Source organism: Streptomyces sp. NPDC088252, from assembly GCF_044740965.1.
Lineage (GTDB): Bacteria > Actinomycetota > Actinomycetes > Streptomycetales > Streptomycetaceae > Streptomyces.
In genome coordinates this window covers 492,939-516,568 of the sequence record NZ_JBIURS010000001.1, presented here as the reverse complement: position 1 = coordinate 516,568, position 23,630 = coordinate 492,939, and the positions used below count along the sequence as shown (strand labels likewise).

Sequence of the window (23,630 nt, the reverse complement as noted above, 5' to 3'; positions counted from 1 at the left end):
GACGCGAAGGCCCGGACCGGGGTTTCCCGGTCCGGGCCTTCGTCACCGAGCTGTCACCCGGACGGACTCACCCGAGGCGGCTACTTCACGACCGACAACGGCAACAGCTTCTTGCCGGTCGGGCCGATCTGGATGCTGGTGTCCATCTGCGGGCAGACGCCGCAGTCGAAGCACGGGGTCCAGCGGCAGTCCTCGACCTCGGTCTCGTCGAGCGAGTCCTGCCAGTCCTCCCAGAGCCAGTCCTTGTCGAGACCGGAGTCCAGGTGGTCCCAGGGCAGGACCTCCTCGTAGGTCCGCTCGCGGGTGGTGTACCAGTCGACGTCCACGCCGTACTCGGGCAGCGTCTTCTCGGCGGCGGTCATCCAGCGGTCGTAGCTGAAGTGCTCGCGCCAGCCGTCGAAGCGGCCGCCGGACTCGTAGACCGCCCGGATGACGGAGCCGACACGGCGGTCGCCGCGCGAGAGCAGGCCCTCGACGATGCCGGGCTTGCCGTCGTGGTACCGGAAGCCGATGGAACGGCCGTACTTCTTGTCGCCGCGGATCTTGTCGCGGAGCTTGGCCAGCCGCGCGTCGGTCTCCTCGGCGCCGAGCTGCGGGGCCCACTGGAACGGCGTGTGCGGCTTGGGCACGAAGCCGCCGATCGAGACGGTGCAGCGGATGTCGTTCTGCCCGGAGACCTCACGGCCCTTGGCGATCACGTTGACCGCCATGTCACCGATCTGGAGGACGTCCTCGTCGGTCTCGGTGGGCAGACCGCACATGAAGTACAGCTTCACCTGGCGCCATCCGTTGCCGTACGCGGTCGCGACGGTACGGATGAGGTCCTCTTCCGAGACCATCTTGTTGATGACCTTGCGCATGCGCTCGGAGCCGCCCTCGGGGGCGAAGGTGAGACCGGAGCGACGGCCGTTGCGGGTCAGCTCGTTGGCCAGGTCCACGTTGAACGCGTCGACGCGGGTGGAGGGCAGCGAGAGGCCGATCTTGTCCTCGGTGTACCGGTCGGCGAGGCCCTTGGCGATCTCGCCGATCTCGGTGTGGTCCGCGGAGGAGAGCGAGAGCAGGCCGACCTCCTCGAAGCCGGTCGCCTTGAGACCCTTCTCGACCATCTCGCCGATGCCGGTGATGCTTCGCTCCCGCACGGGGCGCGTGATCATGCCGGCCTGGCAGAAACGGCAGCCGCGGGTGCAGCCGCGGAAGATCTCGACGGACATCCGCTCGTGGACGGTCTCGGCGAGGGGCACGAGGGGCTGCTTCGGGTACGGCCACTCGTCGAGGTCCATCACCGTGTGCTTGGACACCCGCCACGGCACGCCCGACTTGTTGGGCACGACACGGCCGATGCGACCGTCCGGGAGGTACTCGACGTCGTAGAAGCCCGGGACGTAGACGCCGCCGGTCTTCGCGAGGCGGAGGAGCAGCTCCTCACGGCCGCCGGGCCGGCCCTCGGCCTTCCAGGCTCGGATGATCTCGGTGATCTCCAGGACGGCCTGCTCGCCGTCGCCGATGACCGCGCAGTCGATGAACTCCGCGATGGGCTCGGGGTTGAACGCCGCGTGGCCGCCGGCCAGCACGATCGGGTCGTCGACGGTGCGGTCCCTGGCGTCCAGCGGAATGCCCGCGAGATCCAGAGCGGTGAGCATGTTGGTGTAGCCGAGCTCGGTGGAGAAGCTCAGTCCGAAGACGTCGAACGCCTTGACCGGGCGGTGGCTGTCCACGGTGAACTGCGGGACCTGGTGCTCGCGCATCAGCTCTTCGAGGTCCGGCCACACGCTGTAGGTGCGCTCGGCGAGGACGCCCTGGCGCTCGTTGAGCACCTCGTAGAGGATCATGACGCCCTGGTTGGGGAGTCCGACCTCGTACGCGTCGGGGTACATCAGCGCCCAGCGGACATCGCATTCGTCCCACGGCTTGACGGTGGAGTTCAGCTCACCGCCGACGTACTGGATGGGCTTCTGCACATGCGGGAGCAGAGCTTCGAGCTGTGGGAAGACCGAATCGACAGACATCGCGAACTTTCGAGAGCCGGCAAGGGTGACCATCCAGCGTACCCCGGCGCTCAGCCTTCCAGCGCCGCCCGCACCCGCGGCCGGGACGCCCGCTCCCAGACCCCCGGCAGCTCCTGCTCACCGGCGGCGGCCGCCGCCTCCTCGCGCCCGTACAGCAGTCCCCAGGTGAACGCGGACTCCCCCGCCGCGTCTGCCTGGGCGGCCAGGGTGCGCAGGGCGTCGCGGGCCACCACGCTGTCCTGGTGGTCGCCGAGGAGGGTCTGCACGGCCTTCATCCGTGCGGCGAACCGCTTGGCGGGCTTCCCGAGCGCGGGCCGGGCCGCCTCCGCCGCGTAACGGGCGCGCTTGGCGGCCTTGCGGGCGTCGTGCAGGGCGAGATCGCGGTCGTGACCGGGAGGGAGCTCCAGGGCGCGGCCGACGCGGGCCGCCAGGCGCGCGTACTCCTTCAGCACGGCGCGGGGCAGTGCCCGCTCGGGGGCGCGGGACGCGTCGGGCAGCAGCGGCGGGGCGGCGAGCAGGGTGTCGAGGCACTCCAGGAGGGCCAGGTACCGCTCCCCGTCGAGCACGGCGACGGTCCGGTGCCGGGAGCCGCCCCGGCGGGTCACCGACCAGATCCGGAGCCGGCTGTGGACGGGCCCGAGGACCAGGGTGCGGGGCAGAGCGGCGAGGCGGGCGAGCAGACGGGTGTCGAGAACCTCCTGGTCGCGGTCGATGCCGAGTTCGGCGGCCAGCCACTTCAGCTCGTCGCCGACCGGGTCGGTGACGCTCCGGTCGAGGATCCTGCGGTACGTCCGCAGCGCGCTGCGGAGCCGGCGGGTGGCGACCCGCATCTGATGCACGGAGTCGGGGAGGTCACGGCGTACGGCGGGGTCGAGGGCGACGATCGCCTCGGCCTGCCGGCGGATGTACGCGAGGACGTGGTCGCCCGCGGTGCGCCGTGCGGTGGTCCCGCCGGTCCCTTCCTTCCGGTTCCGCTCCGGCGCGGTCTCGGCGAGCGCCCTGGCCAGCTTGGACGGCAGTGCGGACGGGCGGACACCTGCTTTGCGCAGCCGTCGTTCGACGGCGTCCAGGAGGGCGGGGTCGCCGTTCTCGGCGAGCTCCACCTCGATCTCGGTCCAGGCGGCCGTGCCGTCGCCGCCCGTCAGCCGTTCGGCCCGCACGGTGTCGACGGCGACCTCGGCGAGCGTCGCGCCTTCGGCGTCGACCAGGTGGTGGACGTCGCGGGCGGTGCGCAGCCGGACGACGGGGACGAGCTCGCTCCCCCGGAGCCGGGACCGGAGCAGACCGGCGAAGGAGCGCGGCAGGGTGTCGGAGAGCGGTTCCTGGAGCTCGTCCCGGATACCGGAGGCGACGGGGAACTTGAGGTGCCAGCCGGCGTCGCTCCCCCCGGTGCGGCGGCGCAGGGTGAGGGAGCCGGCGGCCAGCCGCAGGTCCTCGGTGTCGTGGTAGACGGCGTCCAGCTCGCCGACGCCCCGGTGGACGACGGCCGAGACCCCGGCCACGCGGCTCAGATCCGGGAGCCGGGTCTGAGCGGTGGCTTCGTACTTCCGCTCGATCTCACGCTTCGAGTCCGTCATGAACCGAATCTAGACGTGTTGTCCGAGGATGGGCAGTGCTCCCGCACCGGCTCAGGCGCTTATCGGCCGTTGCACCCTGATCGACTGGAGCAGTCCGACGGCCACCCAGACGGCGAACATCGAGGACCCTCCGTACGACACGAACGGCAGCGGAAGCCCGGCGACCGGCATGATGCCGAGCGTCATCCCGATGTTCTCGAAGGACTGGAAGGCGAACCAGGCGATGATTCCGGCGGCGACGATCGTGCCGTACAGCTCGGTCGTCTCGCGGGCGATCCGGCAGGCGCGCCACAGGACGACGCCGAGCAGGACGAGGATCAGCCCGGCACCGAGGAAGCCGAGCTCCTCGCCCGCGACGGTGAAGACGAAGTCGGTCTGCTGCTCGGGGACGAACTGGCCGGTGGTCTGTGTGCCCTGGAAGAGGCCGGTTCCGGTGAGGCCGCCGGAGCCGATCGCGATGCGGGCCTGGTTGGTGTTGTAGCCGACGCCCGCCGGGTCGAGCGCGGGGTTGGCGAAGGCGGCGAAGCGGGCGATCTGGTATTCGTCGAGCAGACCGAGCTGCCAGACGGCCACGGCGCCCGCCACGCCCGCACCGAGCAGGCCGAGGATCCACCGGTTCGAAGCGCCGGAGGCGAGGAGCACACCGAGGACGATGACGACCATGACCATCACGGAGCCGAGGTCCGGCATCCCCATGACGACGGCCATCGGCACCGCCGCCAGGCCCAGCGCCTTGGCGACGGTCCGGTGGTCGGGGTGGAGCTGGTCACCCGCGTCGACGCGCTCGGCGAGGAGCATCGCCATGATCAGGATGATGGTGATCTTGGTGAACTCGGACGGCTGGAGCGAGAAGCCGCCGCCGATGATGATCCAGGCGTGCGCGCCGTTGACGGTGGCGCCGAGCGGGGTGAGGACCGCCAGCACGAGGATCACCGAGAGGCCGTAGAGGATCGGGACGGCGCCGCGCAGGGTGCGGTGGCCGACCCAGATCGTGCCGATCATCAGGGCGAAGCCGATGCCGGAGTTGAGTACGTGCCGGAAGAGGAAGTAGTACGGGTCGCCGTGGGTGAGCGAGTCACGGCCCCGGGTCGCGGAGTAGACCAGCAGCGAGCCGATGAAGGAGAGCGCGATCGCGGACCCGAGCAGCGGCCAGTCGAGTCTGCGCACGACGGAGTCGCGGGCGATGAGTTTGCCCCAGGCGGAGCGCTCGGGGGCGTACCGCGAGACGGAGAAGCCGGCCATCAGTCGCGCCTCCCCAGGGCCGCCGCGAGGGTCTGCTCCTCCGGGGTCTTCTGCGAGTTCGGGTCGTACGGCTTGATCTCCGGGGCGTCGATCGAGCCGTCGCGCTGGATCTTCGGCAGGGACTTCTGCGGGGTGGGCAGCAGCGCCTTCTTCAGATCCTGCTTGCCGGAGTCGTCGAGACCGTAGAGGGCGTCGTAGATGTTGCGCACGGCGGGCCCGGACGCGCCGGAGCCCGTACCGCCCTGAGAGATCGTCATGACGATCGAGTAGTCCTTGGTGTACGTGGCGAACCAGGAGGTCGTCTGCTTGCCGTAGACCTCCGCCGTGCCCGTCTTGGCGTGCATCGGGATCTTGTCCTGCGGCCAGCCCCCGAACCGCCAGGCCGCCGAACCGCGGGTCGCGACTCCCGCGAGGGCGCCGTCGATCTCGTTGCGGGTCTTGCGGGAGAACGGCAGCTTGCCGTGCGACTTGGGCGCGATCTCCTTGACGCTCTTGCCGTCGCCGCTGACGATCGCCTTGCCGACGGTGGGGTTGTAGAGGGTGCCGCCGTTGGAGATCGCGGCGTAGATGGTGGCCATCTGGATCGGGGTGACGAGGGTGTCGCCCTGGCCGATGGAGTAGTTGACGGAGTCACCGGCGCGCATCTTGTCGCCTTCGAGGCAGTTCTCGTACGCGATCTTCTCGACGTACGAGCCGTCCTTCTTGCCCTGCTTGCACCAGGCGTCCTTGTTCGCCTTGTAGAAGTCCTGCTTCCACTTGCGGTCGGGGACGCGGCCGCTGACCTCGTTGGGGAGGTCGATGCCGGTCTCCTTGCCGAGGCCGAACTGGTGGGCGGTCTTGTAGAACCAGTCCTTGGCGTGCTTCTTCGGGTTCATGCCGCCGTCCTTCAGCCACTCCTTGTGCGCGATGCCGTAGTAGACGGTGTCGCAGGAGACTTCGAGGGCCCGGCCGATCGTGATGTCCCCGTAGCCCTGGGACTCGAAGTTCTTGAAGGTCTGCCCGCCGACGTTGTACGAGCTGGGGCAGGGGTAGTGGCCGTCGAAGGGGTAGCCGGCGTTGACCGCCGCGGTCGAGGAGATGACCTTGAAGATCGAGCCGGGGGCGGCCTGGCCCTGGATGGCCCGGTTCAGCAGCGGGAAGTTGGACTTCTTGCCGGTGAGCTTGGCGTAGTCCTTGGCGGAGATGCCGCCGACCCAGGCATTGGGGTCGTAGTTCGGCAGGGACGCCATCGCGACGACCCGGCCCGTCTTTGCCTCCATGACGACGACGGCGCCGGAGTCGGCCTTGTAGTTCTCACCGGTGTTCTTGTCGAACGACTGGCGGGCCGTCTTCATCGCCTCGTTGAGCTCGTACTCGGCGACGGCCTGGACCCTCGCGTCGATGGAGGTGACGACGCTGGATCCGGGCTCCGCCTCGTCGTTCTTCGCCTCGCCGATGACCCGGCCGAGGTTGTCGACCTCGTAGCGGGTGACACCGGCCTTGCCGCGCAGTTCCTTGTCGTAGGTGCGCTCCAGCCCGGAGCGGCCGACCTGGTCGGAGCGCAGGTACGGCGAGTCGGAGTCCTGGGCCTTGGTGATCTCTTCGTCGGTGACGGGCGAGAGGTAGCCGAGGACCTGGGCGGTGTTGGCCTTGCCGGGCGCGGCGTAGCGGCGTACGGCGGTGGGCTCGGCGGTGATGCCGGGGAAGTCCTCGGCACGTTCGCGGATCTGGAGGGCCTGCTGGGTGGTGGCCTCGTCGGTGACCGGGATCGGCTGGTACGGCGAACCGTTCCAGCAGGGCTGCGGCGTCTTCGCGTCGCAGAGCCGGACCTTGTCGAGGACCTCCTTGGGCTCCATGCCGAGGACGTCGGCGAGCCGGGTCAGGACGCCCTTGCCGTCGTCCTTCATCTTCAGCAGCTCGGTGCGGCTGGCGGAGACGACCAGGCGCGTCTCGTTGTCGGCGAGAGGCACGCCGCGCGCGTCGAGGATGGAGCCGCGGACGGCGGGCTGGACGACCTGCTGGACATGGTTGTTCCTCGCCTCGTCGCTGTACTCCTGGCCATTGCGGATCTGGAGGTACCACAGGCGCCCGCCGAGCGTGAGCAGCAGGGAGAAGACGAGGACCTGGATGACGACGAGACGGATCTGGACCCGTTGGGTCCGGCCGGTCTCGGGGATGTTGCTCACAGGGCGCCCCCGGTGGTGGTCGGGCCGGAGGTACGGGGGATGTCCTCCCGGTGATGCGGCCTCACAGTCGCTTGACTCCCTTGATCCGTCCAGCGCGTGCGGCCCGGTTGCGGGCGACCTTGACGCGCAGTCCGCCGCGCTGGCCGCCGATCCGCAGTCCGGTGCCGGAGGACAGCCAGCCCGCGGCGACGTCGCCGCCGCCGGACGATTCGGCGAGCGGGTCGTTCACCGTGCGTCTGGCGACCGCCATGACCAGGGGCACGACGAACGGCGCGAGGAGCAGGTCGTAGACGGCGGCCGTGAACAGCAGGCTGCCGAGCCCGACATGACGGGCCGCCGTGTCCCCGACGAGCGCGCCGACGAGCGCGTACAGCAGGGTCGATCCGATCGCCGCGGCCACGACCGCGACCATCGGGACGAACGCCGACTTGAGCTGCCCGGTCTCCGGCTTGACGAGTCCGGCGAGGTAGCCGATGACGCAGAGCACCAGGGCGTAGCGCCCGGCGGCGTGGTCGGCCGGCGGCGCCAGGTCGGCCAGCAGTCCCGCGCCGAAGCCGATGAGTGCGCCGCTGACGTGCCCGTACACGAACGCGAGGGCGAGGACGACGAGGAGCAGCAGGTCGGGCACGGCGCCGGGGAGTTGGAGCCGGGCGAGGACCGAGACCTGGACGACCAGGGCGACCACGACCAGCACGACGGAGAGCAGAATCCGGTTCAGACGCATGGGAATCAGCTCTACCTCTGCTCGTTGACCGCGGTGCCGGTGTTCGGTGTGGCGCCCGGACTGCCGTTCGGGTTCGGGCTTCCGCTGGGGTCCGGACTCTCGTGGATGTTCCCGACGACGTTGCCGTTGGTGTCGACGATGTCTCCGTTGGGCGAGATGGTCACGGTCACGGTCGGAGTGGGCTTCGGTTTGGCGGGCTTGGCCGGCGCCTTCGGCAGGACCATGTCGCGGGGGTCCTCGCGCGGGGCCTGGACGACGACGCCGACGATGTCCAGCTTGGTGAAACCGACGTACGGGCGGACGTAGACGGTACGGGTCAGGCCGCCGCCCGACGGGTCGACGCGGACGACCTCGCCGACCGGGACGCCGGGCACGAACGGCTTGTCCTTGCTGGAGCCGAAGGTGACCAGACGGTCGCCCTTCTTCACCTTGGCCTTGCCGTTGAGGAACTGGACGGACAGCGGTCGGGAGCCCTGGCCGGTGGCGAAGCCCAGTTCGTCGGTCTTCTCCATACGGGTGCCGACGGTGAAGTCGGGGTCGTTGGCGAGGAGCACCGTGGCGGTGTCCGGGCCGACTGTGGTGACCCGGCCGACGAGCCCGTCGCCGTTGATGACGGTCATGTCGCGCTTGATGCCGTCGTTGGAGCCCGCGTCGATGGTGACCGTCCAGGAGAAGCCCTGGGCCGCTCCTATGGCGATGACCTCGGCGCCCTTGATGCCGTACTGTCCGGCGGCCGACTTCTTCAGCATCCGGTCCAGTTCACGCACCCGGTTGCGGTTCCGGTCGTCGCTGCCGAGCCTCGTCTTGAGCGCGGTGTTCTGCTGCTCCAGTTCAGCGATCCGGTTGTGCCGGGTGCCGGAGTCGCGTACCGCTCCTATGGCGTTGCCCACCGGGTCGACGGCCGCCGCGACGCCGTTCTCGACCGGCCCGAAGACCGTGGCGGCGGCCCGCCGGGCGCCGTCCACCGGTGACTCCTCGCCGCCGCGGATGTCCACCGTGATCAGTGCGAATGCGATGGCGATCAGCAGCACCAGGAGCAGCCGGCTCTCTCGTGTGTCCCTCACGTGCGGCGGCCGTGCCTTCCTCGTCGGAATGTTCGTGCCTGTATATCAACGATCCGGCGTACGGAGCCGCAGTGGTCCGTACAGCGGACTGATGTGTTCTGCGGGCCGGCCCGTGCCCGCTACCGGCGGGGCTGGGCGTCCAGCACCTGCTGGAGTGCCTCGAACTCCTCGACGCACTTGCCCGACCCGAGCGCCACCGAGTCCAGCGGGTCCTCGGCGATATGGATCGGCATCCCGGTCTCGCGGCGCAGCCGCTCGTCCAGTCCGCGCAGCAGCGCACCGCCGCCGGTGAGGACGATGCCGCGGTCCATGACGTCGCCGGAGAGCTCCGGCGGGCACTTGTCGAGCGTGGTCTTCACCGCGTCGACGATCGCGTTGACCGGCTCCTCGATGGCCTTGCGGACCTCGGCGGCCGAGACGACCACGGTCTTGGGCAGCCCGGAGACCAGGTCCCGGCCGCGGATCTCGGTGTGCTCGTCCTTGTCCATGTCGTACGCCGAACCGATCGTGATCTTGATCTGTTCGGCGGTGCGCTCACCGAGGAGGAGCGAGTACTCCTTCTTGATGTGCTGGATGATCGCGTTGTCCAGCTCGTCACCGGCGACCCGGATCGACTGGGCAGTGACGATTCCGCCGAGCGAGATGACCGCGACCTCGGTGGTGCCGCCACCGATGTCGACGACCATGTTGCCGGTGGCCTCGTGGACCGGCAGCCCGGAACCGATGGCCGCCGCCATGGGCTCCTCGATGATGTGCACCTGGCGCGCGCCGGCCTGCGTCGACGCCTCGATGACGGCGCGTCGCTCGACCCCGGTGATGCCGGAGGGCACACAGACGACGACCCGCGGGCGGGCCAGGTAGCGGCGCTTGTGGATCTTCAGAATGAAGTAGCGGAGCATCCGCTCGGTGATCTCGAAGTCGGCGATCACGCCGTCCTTCAGTGGCCGCACGGCAACGATGTTGCCCGGTGTGCGGCCGATCATCTTCTTGGCCTCGGAGCCGACCGCGAGAATGCCGCCGGTGTTGGTGTTGATGGCCACGACGGACGGCTCGTTGAGAACGATGCCGCGCCCCCTGACGTACACCAGCGTGTTGGCAGTCCCGAGGTCGATAGCCATGTCACGGCCGATGAACGACATTGAGTTCCCCTTGTTCCCCATGAGGATGCGTCGGGCCTTCCGGACAAGCGATGATGGCTTGTTCTGGTCGGCGAGGTGGGCGCTGCGGGCGTGGAAGATTCCATCGTAGTGCCGTATGCACGGACACCGCGCGAGGGTCCTTCGCCTTTGTGGGCGGAACGGGTGGCCGTTCCACTCATGGTGACGTTACGTCGGGGTGATGCGTTCCCGCGATCCGGAACCCTATGCCGAAGGGCGACCGAATTAATTCGGTCGCCCCAGGTCATGAGCGCTGTTCGGCTGATCCGAGGTCAGGAAAGGCCCGGGAAGAAAAGCTTCAGTTCTCGCTCCGCGGACTCCTCGGAGTCCGAGGCGTGGATGAGGTTCTCCCGGGTGATCGTGCCGAAGTCACCACGGATGGAGCCGGGCGCGGCGGCGATCGGGTCGGTGGGTCCGGCGAGCGTACGGATGCCCTCGATGACCCGCTCGCCCTCGGCGACCAGTGCCACGATCGGGCCGGACTGCATGAACTCGACGAGCGGCTCGTAGAAGGGGCGGCCGACGTGTTCGGCGTAGTGCTGCTCCAGCGTGGCGCGGTCGAGGGTACGCAGCTCCAGCGCGGTGATCCGCCAGCCGGCCTTGCGCTCGATCCGCCCGACGATCTCGCCGACCAGTCCGCGCCGGACGGCGTCGGGCTTGAGCAGAACGAGGGTGCGCTGGGTCATGGTGTGCGGCTCCTTGCAGGCATGCGGGTGCGGTGAGGCGAGGCTACAGGGGTACGGGAACAGTCCCACGGCCGGGTTGGACCGACCGGCGATCGGGGCCCCTCAATCGCGGGTCGGTCCAAGGCCACGGGGTACGAGATCAGCCACCGGCCGCGGCCTCGGCGGCCTCCTGCGCGGCCGCCCAGCGGGCCTTCGCCTCGTCGACCTTGCGGCCGTAGTGGACCGAGGCCCACCACAGGCCCCCGAAGACCAGGCCGAGGATGAACATCATCGGGACGACGAAGCCGCTCAGCACCAGGGCGATCTGCAGCGCCCAGCCGAGCTGTATCCCGCCGGGGCGGGTGATCATCCCGCAGAGCAGCACGGAGAGCAGCATGCCGATGCCGCAGACCGTCCAGACCGTGGTGTTCGTCAGGTCGTCGGACTTCATCGCGACGAGACCGGCGAAGCCGATCACGAAGAACTCGCCGATCAGCGTCGATGCACAGAGCGTACGCACGTCGGTCAGTGCCTCCCCAGGAGCAGCCGGGCCTCGCCGACCGTGATCACGGAACCGGTCACCAGGACTCCGGCGCCCGCGTATTCGTCCTCTTCCTCGGCGAGGGTGATCGCCGCCTCCAGCGCGTCGTCCAGACGCGGTTCGACCTGGACGCGGTCGTGACCGAAGACCTCGACCGCGACGGCGGCCAGCTCGTCGGCGTCCATCGCGCGGCCGCTGGAGTTCTGGGTGACGACGACCTCGGCGAAGATCGGCTCGAAGGCTTCGAGGAGCCCCTTGACGTCCTTGTCGCCGCTGGCGCCGACCACACCGATCAGCCGGGAGAAACCGAACGCCTCGGAGATCCCGTCGGCGGTGGCGCGGGCGCCCGCCGGGTTGTGGGCCGCGTCCAGGACGACGGTCGGGCTGGAGCGGACCACTTCGAGGCGACCGGGCGAGATCACCGAGGCGAAGGCCCGGCGGACCGTGTCGATGTCGAGTGCGCCGGGCTGCTCGGCGCCGATCCCGAAGAACGCCTCCACGGCACAGAGCGCCACCGCCGCGTTGTGCGCCTGGTGGGCGCCGTACAGCGGGAGGAAGACCTCCTCGTACTCACCGCCGAGACCGCGCAGCGTCAACAGCTGTCCGCCGACGGCGATCTCGCGGGAGAGGACACCGAACTCCATGCCCTCGCGGGCGACCGTGGCGTCGACCTCGACGGCCTTCTTCAGCATGACCTGCGCGGCGTCGACCGGCTGCTGCGCCAGGACGACCGTGGCCCCCTGCTTGATGATCCCGGACTTCTCACCGGCGATCTCGGCGGGCGTGGCGCCGAGCCGGTCGGTGTGGTCCAGCGAGATGGGGGTGACGACGGCGACCGAGGAGTCGATCACGTTCGTCGCGTCCCAGCTGCCGCCCATGCCGACCTCGACGACGGCGACATCGACCGGCGCGTCGGCGAAGGCCGCGTACGCCATGCCCGTCAGCACCTCGAAGAAGGAGAGCCGGTACGGCTGCTGGGCGTCGACCATCTCCACGTACGGCTTGATGTCCTGGTACGCCTCGATGAACCGCTCGGGGTCGATCGGCGAGCCGTCGAGGCTGATCCGCTCGGTGATCGACTGGACGTGCGGCGAGGTGTAACGGCCGGTACGCAGATCGAAGGCGCCGAGCAGCGCCTCGATCATGCGGGCCGTGCTCGTCTTGCCGTTGGTCCCGGTGATGTGGATCGAGGGGTAGGCGTGCTGCGGCTCGCCGAGCACGTCCATCAGCGCGGCGATCCGCGCGACGGACGGCTCCAGCTTCGTCTCGCCCCAGCGGCCGGCGAGCTCCTGCTCCACCGCGCGGAGCGCCTTGTCCACCTCGGGGTCGGCGGGGCGGGCCGGGACCTCCTGGCCCTGCGGCGGCCCCGAGCTGGTGCGCAGCGTACGGCTCCCGGCCTCGATCACCGCCAGGTCGGGGTCGCGCTGGGTCGCTTCGTCGACGATCTCCGCGAAGGTCTCGTCGGGATCGGAGTCGTCGTGCCGGTCGGAAGGGCGGGGCTCACTCACGGGGCCAGTCTACGGATGGGCACGGACATCGTGCGCGGCGCCCGGCGGTGCGGGAGCCCCGACCTCGATCGTGCGCGGAACGGCGAAGCCCCCGTACGCCCGGCAGCGGGGTACGGGGGCCTGGCCGTCAGCGAGTGATCAGGCCTTCGGCAGGTTCGCCAGCTGGTTGGTGATCCGCTCGATGTCCGCCTCGGCCTTGGCGAGCCGGCCACGGATCTTGTCGACCACGTTGTCCGGTGCCTTGCCGAGGAACGCCTCGTTGGAGAGCTTGCCGTTGGCCTGGGCCTTCTCCTTCTCGGCGGCGCCCAGGTCCTTCGTCAGGCGCTTGCGCTCGGCCTTGACGTCGATCGTGCCGGACAGGTCGAGGGCGACCGTGGCCCCGGCGACCGGAAGCGACGCGGTGGCGTGGAAGCCCTCCTCGGCGGGCTGCAGGCGCAGCACCTGACGGATGGCCGCCTCGTGCGGGGCGAGGGCGGTGCCCGTCAGGGTGAGCTCGGCCGGGACCTTCTGGCCGGGCTGCAGACCCTGGTCGGAACGGAACCGTCGGACCTCGGTGACGACCTGCTGGACGAGCGCGATCTCCCGCTCCGCGGCGTCGTCGCGGAAGCCGCCCGGGGCGTCGGCCCCGGGAACGGACACAGCGGTCGGCCAGTCGGCGACGACGACGGACTCCTTGCCGGTCAGCGTGGTCCAGAGGGTCTCGGTGACGAACGGGACCACCGGGTGGAGCAGTCGCAGCATCACGTCGAGGACCTCGCCGAGGACCCGGCCGGAGACCCTGGCCTGCTCGCCGCCCGCGAAGAACGTCGTCTTGGACAGCTCGACGTACCAGTCGAAGACCTCGTCCCACGCGAAGTGGTAGAGCGCCTCGCTGAGCTTGGCGAACTGGAAGTCGTCGTAGAACGCGTCGACTTCGGCGACCGTCTTGTTGAGCCGCGACAGGATCCACCGGTCGGTCACCGACAGCTGGTCGACGGGCGGCAGTTCGCCCTCCACCGTCGCGCCGTTCATCAGCGCGAAGCGCGTGGCGTTCCAGATCTTGTTGGCGAAGTTGCGGGAGCCCTGGACCCAGTCCTCACCGATCGGGACGTCGACGCCCGGGTTGGCGCCGCGCGCCAGGGTGAAGCGCAGCGCGTCGGAGCCGTACTTGTCCATCCAGTCGAGCGGGTTGACGACATTGCCGAAGGACTTCGACATCTTCTTGCCGAACTCGTCGCGGACCATGCCGTGCAGGACGATGGTGTGGAACGGCGGGACGCCGTCGTTGACGTACAGGCCGAACATCATCATCCGGGCGACCCAGAAGAAGAGGATGTCGTAGCCGGTGACCAGGACGGAGTTCGGATAGAACTTCGCGAGGCTGTCGGTCCGCTCCGGCCAGCCGAGCGTGGAGAACGGCCAGAGGCCGGAGGAGAACCAGGTGTCCAGGACGTCGCTGTCCTGCGTCCAGCCCTCGCCCGTGGGGGCCTCGTCGTCCGGTCCGACGCAGACGACCTCGCCGTTCGGGCCGTACCAGACGGGGATCCGGTGGCCCCACCAGAGCTGGCGCGAGATCGTCCAGTCGTGGAGGTTGTCGACCCAGTCGAAGTAGCGCTTCTCCATCTCCTGCGGGTGGATCTTGACGCTGCCGTCGCGGACGGCGTCACCGGCCGCCTTGGCGAGCGGCGCGACCTTGACCCACCACTGGAGTGACAGACGCGGCTCGATGGTGGTCTTGCAGCGCGAGCAGTGGCCGACGGAGTGGATGTACGGACGCTTCTCGGCGACGATCCGGCCCTCGGCCCGCAGCGCGCCGACGATGGCGGACCTGGCCTCCAGGCGGTCGAGGCCCTCGAAGGGGCCGGGCACCGTGATGACTGCGCGCTCGTCCATGACCGTGAGGAACGGCAGGTCGTGGCGCTTGCCGATCTCGAAGTCGTTCGGGTCGTGGGCGGGCGTGACCTTCACGGCGCCGGTACCGAACTCCGGGTCGACGTGGTGGTCGGCGACGACGGGGATCGTGCGGTCGGTCAGCGGCAGCTTGATCTGCTTGCCGACCAGGTGCTTGTAGCGCTCGTCGTCGGGGTGGACGGCGACGGCGGTGTCACCGAGCATCGTCTCGGCGCGGGTCGTGGCGACGACGATGGTGTCGTCGCCGTCCCCGTACGTCATGGAGACGAGCTCGCCGTCGTCGTCCTGGTACTCGACCTCGATGTCCGAGATCGCGGTCAGGCAGCGCGGGCACCAGTTGATGATGCGCTCGGCGCGGTAGATCAGCCCGTCGTCGTACATCTTCTTGAAGACGGTCTGGACGGCGGTGGACAGCCCCTCGTCCATGGTGAAGCGCTCACGGGACCATGCGACGCCCTCGCCGAGCCGGCGCATCTGGCCGGAGATCTGGCCGCCGGACTCGTTCTTCCACTTCCAGACGCGCTCGACGAACGCCTCGCGGCCCAGGTCGTGGCGGGACTTGCCCTCCTTGCCGAGCTCGCGCTCGACGACGTTCTGGGTGGCGATGCCGGCGTGGTCCATGCCCGGCTGGTACAGCGCCTCGAAGCCCTGCATGCGCTTGCGGCGGACGAGGGCGTCGATCAGCGTGTGCTCGAAGGCGTGGCCCAGGTGCAGGCTGCCGGTGACGTTGGGCGGCGGGATGACGATGGAGTACGGCGGCTTCTCGCTGTGCTCGTCGGCCTCGAAGTAACCACGTTCTACCCAGCGCTCATACAGCTTCCCCTCCACCTCGGCCGGTGCGTACTGGGTCGGCAGTTCGGGGTTGCTGGCTGGCGTCTGCTGAGTGTTCTCGGTCACGGGGGACAGTTTAGGGCCGTCACAGTCGTGCACTGAAACGGGATTGTTGAGTAACGGTGTGCCTCCCGGTGGTCCACGCGGGTGGACCTTCCGTCAGGATGTTCGGAACGCATAAGCATTCCGATGAGCGCTTCCGAACAGGGGACACCGCAGATGAGCTACAACCAGCCGGGCCCGTACGGCGGCCAGCCTCCGCAGGGCCAGCCCGGACCGTACGGTGGCCAGCCGCCCCAGGGTCAACCCGGCCCGTACGGCCAGCAGCCGGGCCCGTACGGCGGTCAGCCGCCGCAGGGCCAGCCCGGTTACGGGTACCCGCAGCAGGCCCCCCAGGGTGTCCCGCCGCAGCAGCCCCAGCCGGGCTACGGCTACCCGCAGGGCCAGCAGCCGGGCCCCTACGGCCAGCAGCCGCCCCCTCCCCCGTACGGCGGCCCGCAGTACGGCGGCCAGATGCCGATGCCCCCGGCCCAGCCGAAGAAGAAGACGGGCCTGATCATCGGCGGCGCGGTCGTGGCACTGGCGGTCATCGCGGGCGGGGTGTACTTCCTGACGTCGGGCGGGGGTGCCAGCAACAGCGACGTGGCGGACTCCACCAAGGGGTACAAGCTGACGCCGGCCGCCTCGGTGGACGAGTACAAGAGCAACTCGGCGGGCTCCACTCCGTCGGCGCCGTTGACCGGCAGCGGCAAGGCGGAGGCCGAAAAGCTGGGGATCAAGGATCCCCAGCAGACCGCGGCCGTGTACAACTCGGGCTCCCAGGAGAACCCGCTCACCGTGAAGACCCTGACGTTCGAGGGCATCTGGGGCGATGTCACCGACCCCGCGAAGGTCATCGACAACTCGTTCACGAACACCGAGAACAGCATGCAGAAGAACAACGAGGGCATGGAGTACTCCCTCGTCGGCAGCCCCAGGGCAGTGACACCGTCCGGGTTCAAGGGGGCGCTGATGAAGTGTCAGGACATGAAGATCACCAACAGCAAGGGCGACGGCACCGTGAAGGGCGGCCCCAAGGAGTTCACGGCGCCCATCTGCGTATGGGCCGACTACAGCACGGTCGGTGTGCTCGTCGGAATCGACGTGGCGCAGTCCGTGGCCGGCAAAGGCATGAACCAGGACGACGTGGCCGCCCTGACCGCCAAGCTCTACAACACGTCCCGCACCAAGATCTGATCGCGTCACGACGTCGGAAGGGGCGCCCCGCCAGTCCACCTGGCCGGGCGCCCCTTCCGTCTGTGTTCACATGCCGCTACGCGGACTTCTCGTGCCGCCCGCCGTCGCTGTTCCCGATCGTCCGCGGCTCGCGCGGGACCAGCGTCGGGTTCACGTTGTTGCGGACGACGTCCGCCGTGATGACCACCCGGGCGACGTCCTTGCGGGACGGCACCTCGTACATCACGGACTGGAGGACCTCTTCCATGATGGCCCGCAGGCCACGCGCGCCGGTGCCGCGCAGGATCGCCTGGTCGGCGATGGCCTCCAGCGCCGGGCGGTCGAAGTCCAGTTCCACACCGTCGAGTTCGAACAGTCGTTGGTACTGCTTCACCAGCGCGTTGCGCGGCTCGACGAGGATCTGCAGCAGCGCCTCACGGTCCAGGTTGTGGACCGAGGTGAGGACGGGCAGCCGGCCGATGAACTCCGGGATCATCCCGAACTTCACCAGGTCCTCCGGCATGACCTCCTGGAACTGGTCGCTCGCCTCGATCTCGCGCTTGGAGCGGATCGTCGCGCCGAAGCCGATGCCCTTGGCGCCCGCCCGCGACTCGATGATCTTCTCCAGACCGGAGAAGGCACCGCCCACGATGAACAGCACGTTCGTCGTGTCGATCTGGATGAACTCCTGGTGCGGGTGCTTCCGGCCGCCCTGCGGCGGTACGGAGGCCGTGGTGCCCTCCAGGATCTTCAACAGGGCCTGCTGGACGCCCTCGCCGGAGACATCGCGGGTGATCGACGGGTTCTCGCTCTTGCGGGCGACCTTGTCGATCTCGTCGATGTAGATGATCCCGGTCTCGGCCTTCTTGACGTCGTAGTCCGCGGCCTGGATCAGCTTCAGCAGGATGTTCTCGACGTCCTCGCCGACATAGCCGGCCTCCGTCAGCGCGGTCGCGTCGGCGATGGCGAACGGGACGTTGAGCATGCGGGCCAGGGTCTGCGCGAGAAGCGTCTTGCCGGAGCCCGTGGGGCCCAGCAGCAGAATGTTGGACTTGGCCAGCTCGATGGCGTCGTCCCGGCCCTGCGCGCCGCCGTTCTCGCCGGCCTGGACCCGCTTGTAGTGGTTGTACACAGCGACTGAGAGAGCCTTCTTGGCGGGCTCCTGCCCGACCACGTAGCCCTCGAGGAACTCGTAGATCTCGCGCGGCTTGGGGAGTTCCTCCCACCGCACTTCGGAGGTCTCCGCGAGCTCCTCCTCGATGATCTCGTTGCAGAGATCGATGCACTCGTCGCAGATGTACACACCGGGTCCCGCGATGAGCTTCTTCACCTGCTTCTGGCTCTTTCCGCAGAACGAGCACTTGAGCAGATCGCCGCCATCACCGATGCGTGCCACGAGGTGCTTCCCCTTCGCCTGGGAGCAGCCTGGTTCAGCGGCTCCTGGTGCCTCTATCCGACGGTACCTTGCCTTGCCCCCCGTTCGGGCCCCCCTTGGCACGGTTCACACCGCCGATGCGGTGCGAACCCGCCGTGCCAAGGGGTGAAGGCCGACGTCAGACGGCCGTGGCCGCCTGCTTGCGGGTCGACACGATCTGGTCGACGAGACCGTAGGCGAGGGCGTCCTCGGCGGTCAGGATCTTGTCGCGCTCGATGTCGTCGCGGATCTTCTCCAGCGGCGTGGTGGAGTGCTTGGCCAGCATCTCCTCCAGCTGAGTACGCATCCGCAGGATCTCGTTGGCCGCGATCTCCAGGTCGGAGAGCTGCTCACGGCCGGTCTGCGAGGACGGCTGGTGGATCAGTACACGGGCGTTGGGCAGCGCCATCCGCTTGCCGGGCGTACCCGCGGCGAGCAGCACGGCCGCGGCGGAGGCCGCCTGGCCCATGCAGACCGTCTGGATGTCCGGCTTCACGAACTGCATCGTGTCGTAGATCGCGGTGAGCGCGGTGAACGAGCCGCCGGGGCTGTTGATGTAGATCGAGATGTCCCGGTCCGGGTCCATCGACTCCAGGCACAGCAGCTGCGCCATGACGTCGTTGGCCGAGGCGTCGTCGATCTGCACGCCGAGGAAGATCACGCGCTCCTCGAAGAGCTTCGCGTACGGGTCGTACTCACGCACGCCCTGCGAGGTGCGCTCCACGAAGCGCGGCACGATGTAGCGGTTGTCCACCTGCGGGCCGGTGTAGAGGCCGCTCGCGGAGGCGCCGGGGAAGTTGTTCATGTGGGTGTTCACCATCCTGGTGGCGTTCTGTGGCTGGGTGTCTCGGCGTACGAGAGGTGCGCGGGGCTGTGGAGCCCGAACCGGTGGGTACCGGATCAGGCGCCGGTGCCGCCGCCGCCCGGAACGCCCGATGCGATCGTGATGATCTCGTCGATGAGGCCGTACTCCTTGGCCTCCTCCGCGGTGTACCAGCGGTCGCGGTCGCCGTCGCGGATGATCGTCTCGACCGTCTGGCCGGAGTGGCGGGCGGTGATCTCCGCCATCCGCTGCTTGGTGCGCAGCAGGTACTGAGCCTGGATCTTGATGTCCGAGGCCGTACCGCCGATGCCGGCCGAACCCTGGTGCATGAGGATGTCGGTGTTCGGGAGCGCGAAGCGCTTGCCCGCGGTGCCGCCGGTGAGCAGGAACTGGCCCATCGAGGCCGCCATGCCCATACCGATGGTGACCACGTCGTTCGGGATGTACTGCATGGTGTCGTAGACCGCCATGCCGGCCGTCACCGAGCCGCCGGGGCTGTTGATGTAGAGGTAGATGTCCTTGTCCGGCTCGGCGGCGAGGAGAAGCAGCTGCGCCGTGATCTTGTTGGCGATCTCATCGTCGACCTGCTGACCGAGGAAGATGATGCGCTCGCCGAGCAGTCGGCTGTAGACCTGGTCACCGAGGCCTCCACCGAGGGACGGCTCTCCGGCGGCGTAGGGCATCAGATTCGTCACGTATCCACCTGCTCGTCTCTGACGGCTCCGGCCGTCTCAGCGTCTTCGTACCGGGTGGGCGGGGACTCCCCTGCCCTTCCTATTCATGGACCCTAACGCGCAGGTAGGACAACGCCATCCCGCTTCCGCAACTGTTCGCTGGGAGCGCAAGGTCCGCAGTCCGCACAAGGGTTGTGGGGCACCGTACGCCATACGACGACGGGCTCCGAACGCACAGCGTCCGGAGCCCGTCGTGCGGGTTCAGCGCGAGGCTCAGGCCTCGTTCTTCTCCTCGGCGGCGTCGGCCGCTGCCTCGGTGGTGCCCTCGGCGGCCTCGACCGTCTCGATGGCCTCCTCCTCGTCGTCCTCCAGATCGACGACCTCACCGTTGGTGTCGACGACCTTGGCGGCCTCGACGACCACGGCCAGCGCCTTGCCGCGGGCGACCTCGCCGACGAGCATCGGCACCTGGCCGCCCTCGACGACTGCCTGGGCGAACTGGTCGGGGCTCATGCCGGAGGAAGCAGCACGCCGCATGAGGTGCTCGGTGAGCTCCTCCTGGTTGACGTTCAGCTTCTCCTTGTTGACGAGCTCGTCCAGGATGAACTGGGTCTTGATGCCCTTGATCGCCTGCTCGGAGGTCTCGGCCTCGAACTCCTCGACCGTCTTGCCCTGGATCTCCAGGTACTTGTCGAGGGTCAGACCCATCTGACCGAGCTGGTGGTGCTCCAGGTTGTGCTTGCGGGTCTGGACCTCGTCCGCGAGCAGCTTCTCCGGGATCGGGACCTCGGCGAGCTTGAGCAGCTCGTCCAGGACACGCTCCTGGGCCTGGGTCGCCTGGTCGTACTGCTTGGTGGTCTCCAGGCGCTTGCGGCTGTCCGCCTTCAGCTCGTCGAGGGTGTCGAACTCGCTCGCCATCTGGGCGAACTCGTCGTCCAGCTCGGGGAGCTCGCGGGCGGCGACCGCGGTGACCTTGACGGTGACCTCGGCCTCCTTGCCCTCGGCCGAGCCGCCCTTCAGCTCGGAGGTGAAGGTGGCCTCGCCACCCGCCTCCAGGCCGGTGACGGCGGCGTCGATGCCGTCGAGGAGCTCGCCGGAACCGATGGTGTACGAGACACCCTCGGCCACGCCGTCCTCCAGGACCTCGCCGTCGACCTTGGCCTGCAGGTCGATCGTCACGACGTCGCCCTCGGCGGCGGCGCGCTCGACCGGGTTGGTGGAGGCGAAGCGCTCACGGAGCTGCTCCACGGCCTTCTCGACGTCCTCGTCGCTGACCTCGAGGGCGTCGACGGTGACCTCGATGCCGGAGTAGTCCGGGATCTCGATCTCGGGGCGTACGTCAACCTCGGCGGTGAAGGCCAGCAGTTCGCCGTCCTTCAGCTCGGTGATGTCGACCTCGGGCTGACCGAGGACGTTGAGCTCACCCTCGTTGACGGCCTCGGTGTAGAACTTCGGGAGGGCGTCGTTGACGGCCTCCTCCAGCACCGCACCGCGGCCGAAGCGCTGGTCGATGACCCGGGCAGGGATCTTGCCCTTGCGGAAGCCCTTCACCGTGACCTGCTGGTTGATCTTCTTGTACGCCGCGTCGAGGCTGTCCTTGAGCTCCTCGAAGGGCACCTCGACAGTGAGCCGAACCCGGGTCGGGTTCAGGGTCTCCACGGCGCTCTTCACGGTTCGGTCTCCTTGTGGCTGACTTCTTGGGGTTCTGCTCCGCCGCACGGGAGGCGGCTTCGCGGACCGAGCCCGGTACATCAGACACACGGGCACGCATTTTGCATAGTAACGGCAAGGAGACGGACTCCCACAATGCGATCGTGCCGGTGGTCCGCGGTCCCGCGAGTGGTCCGTGATCGTGCCGGTGGTCGGGGTGGCCGGATTCGAACCGACGACCTTCCGCTCCCAAAGCGGACGCGCTACCAAGCTGCGCCACACCCCGTCGGTGCGACACGTAGGGTACATGCAGAAAGGCGGCGCATCGGCCGCTTTGCCCGGGCGGCACCGAACGCGACACCGGGTGGCCGCAATCGGGTGTGCGGGCAGCGCCCGCGACCCGCTACGATGCTTCTCGTACCGCGGTCCCCGGACCTGCGGTGCGTTGCTTGCGGGCGTAGCTCAATGGTAGAGCCCTAGTCTTCCAAACTAGCTACGCGGGTTCGATTCCCGTCGCCCGCTCCATGCTTGGGCCCGGTCCGACGAATTGCCCGTCGGACCGGGCCCTTTGCGTCGTGCCCGGGTTCCGTCGGGCGCGCTCCGCCGGGCGACCTCCCGCACCGGGGCGCGGGGCAGCCGGTTCGGCCGGATCAGAAGCTGATCTGGTTGATGGTCTCCGCTATGGAGTTCATGAACCTGTTGATCGACGGCGCCATGCCCGTCGACGCCAGGAAGAAACCGAAGAGCACCGCGACGATCGCGGGACCGGGCTTGATCGAGCCGCCTCGGATCAGGACCACCAGGATGATCGCCAACATCAGCACCACAGACAGTGAAATGGCCACAACTGATCACACCCTTGGTCGGTCCGCCTTGCCGGCCCGGAGGTGTCCGGCCGAGCACTCCTCCGTTCGGTCCATCGTGCCACCAACTCCCCTGTGGTCGCTGCCAGGTGACGGATCGAAGTGACGGGATCGCGCCATCCTTGCGCCCCACGTGCGCCGGGGGCGCACAACCGCACAAGGGGGGCGCCACGGACCCCGGGCAAGGCCCCGCACACCCTGTGAGCGAGCTGTGAATCAAACAATCACAACGGCGTGCGACTGTGACGGTTCCCATATCCACACACTTCATTCACATGCAATTCCAGGACGAGCGTGCGGCAGAATTGGCACCCCTCAATAACCCGACGATATGCCCTATTTAATAGGGATGAATCTGGGCATGGCGGGCGGTTCTCGGCGGTTTCGCTTTTGATTGGACGCGAACACCAGATATCCGTGAGCGGTTTTACGAATTGCAATCGGGGCGTCTAGGGTGCTTTAGATGTTCCCCGCTCCGAACGTATTTCAGAGGGCCCCGCTCCCATCAGCGACCCGGGAGTCGGAGCCCAGACACCAAGGGACGATGACCACCACCGCGGCGCCCCCCGCAACGGTGGCGAACAAGCCTCCGGCGACCTCGTCGGCGAAGAGGCGGGACGCCTACTTCGACAACGTCAAATATCTGGCCATCGTGCTCGTCGCGGTGGCGCACTCATGGGAACCGGTGATGGACGGCAGCCGGACCGCCCGTGCGCTGTACATGGTGGCGTACACCTTTCACATGCCGGCCTTCATCATCATCTCCGGCTATTTCTCCCGCTCGTTCGACATGTCCGCCGCCAAGGTAAAACGCCTGGTCACCGGCGTCGCCGTGCCCTACGTGGTGTTCGAGACTGCGTATTCACTGTTCAAGCGGTACGCGGACGACTCGCCCGATCATCCGATCAGCCTGATCGACCCCTGGTATCTCACCTGGTTCCTGGTCGCGCTGTTCATCTGGCGCATCACCACACCGCTCTGGCAGTCGCTGCGCCATCCGCTGCCGGTGGCGCTCGTCATCGCCGTGTTCGCCTCCTTCTCCCCGACGATCGGCGACGATCTCGATCTCCAGCGCGTTCTGCAGTTCCTGCCGTTCTTCGTCCTGGGGCTCCGGCTGAGGCCCAAGCACTTCGAGATGGTCCGCCGGCGTGAGGTGCGGATGCTCGCGCTCCCGCTGTTCGCCGGGGCCCTGGTGTTCGCGTACTGGGCGGCGTCGCGGATGCAGCTGGGCTGGTTCTACCGCAGCAACAGCGCGCAGGAGATGGGCGCCCCGTGGTGGTCCGGTGCCGTGATGACGCTGGCCATGTTCGGCTGCGCCCTGCTGCTCACCATCGGGTTCCTGTCCTGGGTGCCTCGGCGCCCCATGTGGTTCACCGTGCTGGGCGCCGGGACGATCTGCGGCTATCTGCTGCACGGGTTCCTGATCAAGGGCGCCGAATACGCCGGGCTGTTCGACACCTACGACTGGCTCTCGGCGCCCGGCGGGCTGGCCCTGGTCTCCCTGGTCGCGGCCGGGGCGGTGACGCTGATGTGTACGCCGCCTGTACGGCGGGTGCTGCGTCCGGTGACCGAGCCGGAGATGGACTGGGCGTTCCGACGGGACGCGGCCCGGCGCTGATCC

At 68.5% G+C, this 23,630-nt stretch carries 18 protein-coding genes and 2 tRNA genes; 3 read left to right on the top strand and 17 right to left on the bottom strand.

What is annotated here, in order from left to right; all coding sequences use genetic code 11:
* Positions 1 to 80: 80 nt before the first annotated feature.
* From ACIOHC_RS02240 to ACIOHC_RS02190, 11 genes are all read right to left on the bottom strand, one after another.
* Positions 81 to 2,006 (bottom strand): TIGR03960 family B12-binding radical SAM protein, encoded by a 1,926-nt coding sequence (locus tag ACIOHC_RS02240; protein WP_351078443.1) that lies wholly within the window; start codon positions 2,004 to 2,006, stop codon positions 81 to 83.
* Positions 2,007 to 2,056: 50 nt separating this feature from the next.
* Positions 2,057 to 3,583, bottom strand: coding sequence for a CHAD domain-containing protein (locus tag ACIOHC_RS02235; protein ID WP_401841002.1), 1,527 nt, complete (start codon positions 3,581 to 3,583; stop codon positions 2,057 to 2,059).
* Between the two features lie 51 nt (positions 3,584 to 3,634).
* On the bottom strand, positions 3,635 to 4,825 hold the full coding sequence (rodA, locus tag ACIOHC_RS02230; protein ID WP_351078438.1) for a rod shape-determining protein RodA: 1,191 nt from the start codon (positions 4,823 to 4,825) through the stop codon (positions 3,635 to 3,637).
* The gene (gene mrdA / locus ACIOHC_RS02225; protein WP_351078435.1) at positions 4,825 to 6,990 is read right to left on the bottom strand and encodes a penicillin-binding protein 2; all 2,166 of its coding nucleotides are present in this window, start codon (positions 6,988 to 6,990) and stop codon (positions 4,825 to 4,827) included. The genes rodA and mrdA overlap by 1 nt, the downstream gene beginning before the upstream one ends.
* Before the next feature lie 61 nt (positions 6,991 to 7,051).
* On the bottom strand, positions 7,052 to 7,714 hold the full coding sequence (gene mreD, locus ACIOHC_RS02220) for a rod shape-determining protein MreD (RefSeq protein WP_365689521.1): 663 nt from the start codon (positions 7,712 to 7,714) through the stop codon (positions 7,052 to 7,054).
* Positions 7,715 to 7,725: 11 nt separating this feature from the next.
* Positions 7,726 to 8,778: a rod shape-determining protein MreC gene (gene mreC, locus ACIOHC_RS02215; RefSeq protein WP_351078430.1), complete on the bottom strand. Its 1,053-nt coding sequence runs from the start codon at positions 8,776 to 8,778 to the stop codon at positions 7,726 to 7,728.
* Between the two features lie 119 nt (positions 8,779 to 8,897).
* On the bottom strand, positions 8,898 to 9,917 hold the full coding sequence (locus tag ACIOHC_RS02210; RefSeq protein ID WP_037698738.1) for a rod shape-determining protein: 1,020 nt from the start codon (positions 9,915 to 9,917) through the stop codon (positions 8,898 to 8,900).
* A gap of 290 nt (positions 9,918 to 10,207) precedes the next feature.
* Positions 10,208 to 10,621, bottom strand: coding sequence for a nucleoside-diphosphate kinase (gene ndk / locus ACIOHC_RS02205; protein ID WP_093898216.1), 414 nt, complete (start codon positions 10,619 to 10,621; stop codon positions 10,208 to 10,210).
* A 139-nt stretch (positions 10,622 to 10,760) separates the two neighbouring features.
* Positions 10,761 to 11,120, bottom strand: a complete 360-nt coding sequence (locus ACIOHC_RS02200) for a DUF4233 domain-containing protein (protein WP_351078426.1) — start codon at positions 11,118 to 11,120, stop codon at positions 10,761 to 10,763.
* A 5-nt stretch (positions 11,121 to 11,125) separates the two neighbouring features.
* The gene (locus ACIOHC_RS02195) at positions 11,126 to 12,649 is read right to left on the bottom strand and encodes a bifunctional folylpolyglutamate synthase/dihydrofolate synthase (protein ID WP_401840996.1); all 1,524 of its coding nucleotides are present in this window, start codon (positions 12,647 to 12,649) and stop codon (positions 11,126 to 11,128) included.
* 138 nt (positions 12,650 to 12,787) lie between these two features.
* The gene (locus ACIOHC_RS02190) at positions 12,788 to 15,436 is read right to left on the bottom strand and encodes a valine--tRNA ligase (RefSeq protein ID WP_401840993.1); all 2,649 of its coding nucleotides are present in this window, start codon (positions 15,434 to 15,436) and stop codon (positions 12,788 to 12,790) included.
* 153 nt (positions 15,437 to 15,589) lie between these two features.
* Here ACIOHC_RS02190 and ACIOHC_RS02185 point away from each other — a divergent pair, with 153 nt between their 5' ends.
* Complete coding sequence (locus ACIOHC_RS02185; RefSeq protein ID WP_351078455.1) at positions 15,590 to 16,606, top strand: hypothetical protein; 1,017 nt, start codon at positions 15,590 to 15,592, stop codon at positions 16,604 to 16,606.
* A gap of 76 nt (positions 16,607 to 16,682) precedes the next feature.
* On the opposite strand, the gene clpX is transcribed toward ACIOHC_RS02185, so the two are convergent.
* The 5 genes from clpX to ACIOHC_RS02160 form a co-directional block, all read right to left on the bottom strand.
* On the bottom strand, positions 16,683 to 17,981 hold the full coding sequence (clpX, locus tag ACIOHC_RS02180; RefSeq protein WP_351078417.1) for an ATP-dependent Clp protease ATP-binding subunit ClpX: 1,299 nt from the start codon (positions 17,979 to 17,981) through the stop codon (positions 16,683 to 16,685).
* A gap of 157 nt (positions 17,982 to 18,138) precedes the next feature.
* Positions 18,139 to 18,819: an ATP-dependent Clp protease proteolytic subunit gene (locus ACIOHC_RS02175; protein ID WP_351078414.1), complete on the bottom strand. Its 681-nt coding sequence runs from the start codon at positions 18,817 to 18,819 to the stop codon at positions 18,139 to 18,141.
* 80 nt (positions 18,820 to 18,899) lie between these two features.
* Positions 18,900 to 19,505, bottom strand: a complete 606-nt coding sequence (locus tag ACIOHC_RS02170) for an ATP-dependent Clp protease proteolytic subunit (protein WP_176729207.1) — start codon at positions 19,503 to 19,505, stop codon at positions 18,900 to 18,902.
* A 264-nt stretch (positions 19,506 to 19,769) separates the two neighbouring features.
* Complete coding sequence (tig, locus tag ACIOHC_RS02165; protein WP_351078411.1) at positions 19,770 to 21,167, bottom strand: trigger factor; 1,398 nt, start codon at positions 21,165 to 21,167, stop codon at positions 19,770 to 19,772.
* Between the two features lie 188 nt (positions 21,168 to 21,355).
* Positions 21,356 to 21,432, bottom strand: a tRNA-Pro gene (locus ACIOHC_RS02160).
* A 165-nt stretch (positions 21,433 to 21,597) separates the two neighbouring features.
* Between ACIOHC_RS02160 and ACIOHC_RS02155 the strand changes: the two genes are divergently transcribed.
* Positions 21,598 to 21,671, top strand: a tRNA-Gly gene (locus tag ACIOHC_RS02155).
* A gap of 125 nt (positions 21,672 to 21,796) precedes the next feature.
* Here ACIOHC_RS02155 and ACIOHC_RS02150 read toward each other — a convergent pair.
* A complete protein-coding gene (locus ACIOHC_RS02150; protein ID WP_351078408.1) occupies positions 21,797 to 21,991 on the bottom strand; it encodes a hypothetical protein in 195 nt (64 codons plus the stop codon).
* Positions 21,992 to 22,472: 481 nt separating this feature from the next.
* On the opposite strand from ACIOHC_RS02150, the gene ACIOHC_RS02145 reads away from it, so the two are divergent.
* Positions 22,473 to 23,627, top strand: a complete 1,155-nt coding sequence (locus ACIOHC_RS02145) for an acyltransferase family protein (RefSeq protein WP_401840989.1) — start codon at positions 22,473 to 22,475, stop codon at positions 23,625 to 23,627.
* Positions 23,628 to 23,630: the final 3 nt, after the last annotated feature.

Bases quoted from the DNA above. Each gene is read 5' to 3' on its own strand.
- ACIOHC_RS02235 (WP_401841002.1), bottom strand. From the start codon at position 3,583: ATGACGGACTCGAAGCGTGAGATCGAGCGGAAGTACGAAGCCACCGCT.
- ACIOHC_RS02210 (WP_037698738.1), bottom strand. From the start codon at position 9,917: ATGTCGTTCATCGGCCGTGACATGGCTATCGACCTCGGGACTGCCAAC.
- rodA (WP_351078438.1), bottom strand. From the start codon at position 4,825: ATGGCCGGCTTCTCCGTCTCGCGGTACGCCCCCGAGCGCTCCGCCTGG.
- mreD (WP_365689521.1), bottom strand. From the start codon at position 7,714: ATGCGTCTGAACCGGATTCTGCTCTCCGTCGTGCTGGTCGTGGTCGCC.
- ACIOHC_RS02175 (WP_351078414.1), bottom strand. From the start codon at position 18,819: ATGGTGAACACCCACATGAACAACTTCCCCGGCGCCTCCGCGAGCGGC.
- ACIOHC_RS02240 (WP_351078443.1), bottom strand. From the start codon at position 2,006: ATGTCTGTCGATTCGGTCTTCCCACAGCTCGAAGCTCTGCTCCCGCAT.
- ACIOHC_RS02170 (WP_176729207.1), bottom strand. From the start codon at position 19,505: ATGCCCTACGCCGCCGGAGAGCCGTCCCTCGGTGGAGGCCTCGGTGAC.
- ndk (WP_093898216.1), bottom strand. From the start codon at position 10,621: ATGACCCAGCGCACCCTCGTTCTGCTCAAGCCCGACGCCGTCCGGCGC.
- ACIOHC_RS02145 (WP_401840989.1), top strand. From the start codon at position 22,473: ATGTTCCCCGCTCCGAACGTATTTCAGAGGGCCCCGCTCCCATCAGCG.
- ACIOHC_RS02185 (WP_351078455.1), top strand. From the start codon at position 15,590: ATGAGCTACAACCAGCCGGGCCCGTACGGCGGCCAGCCTCCGCAGGGC.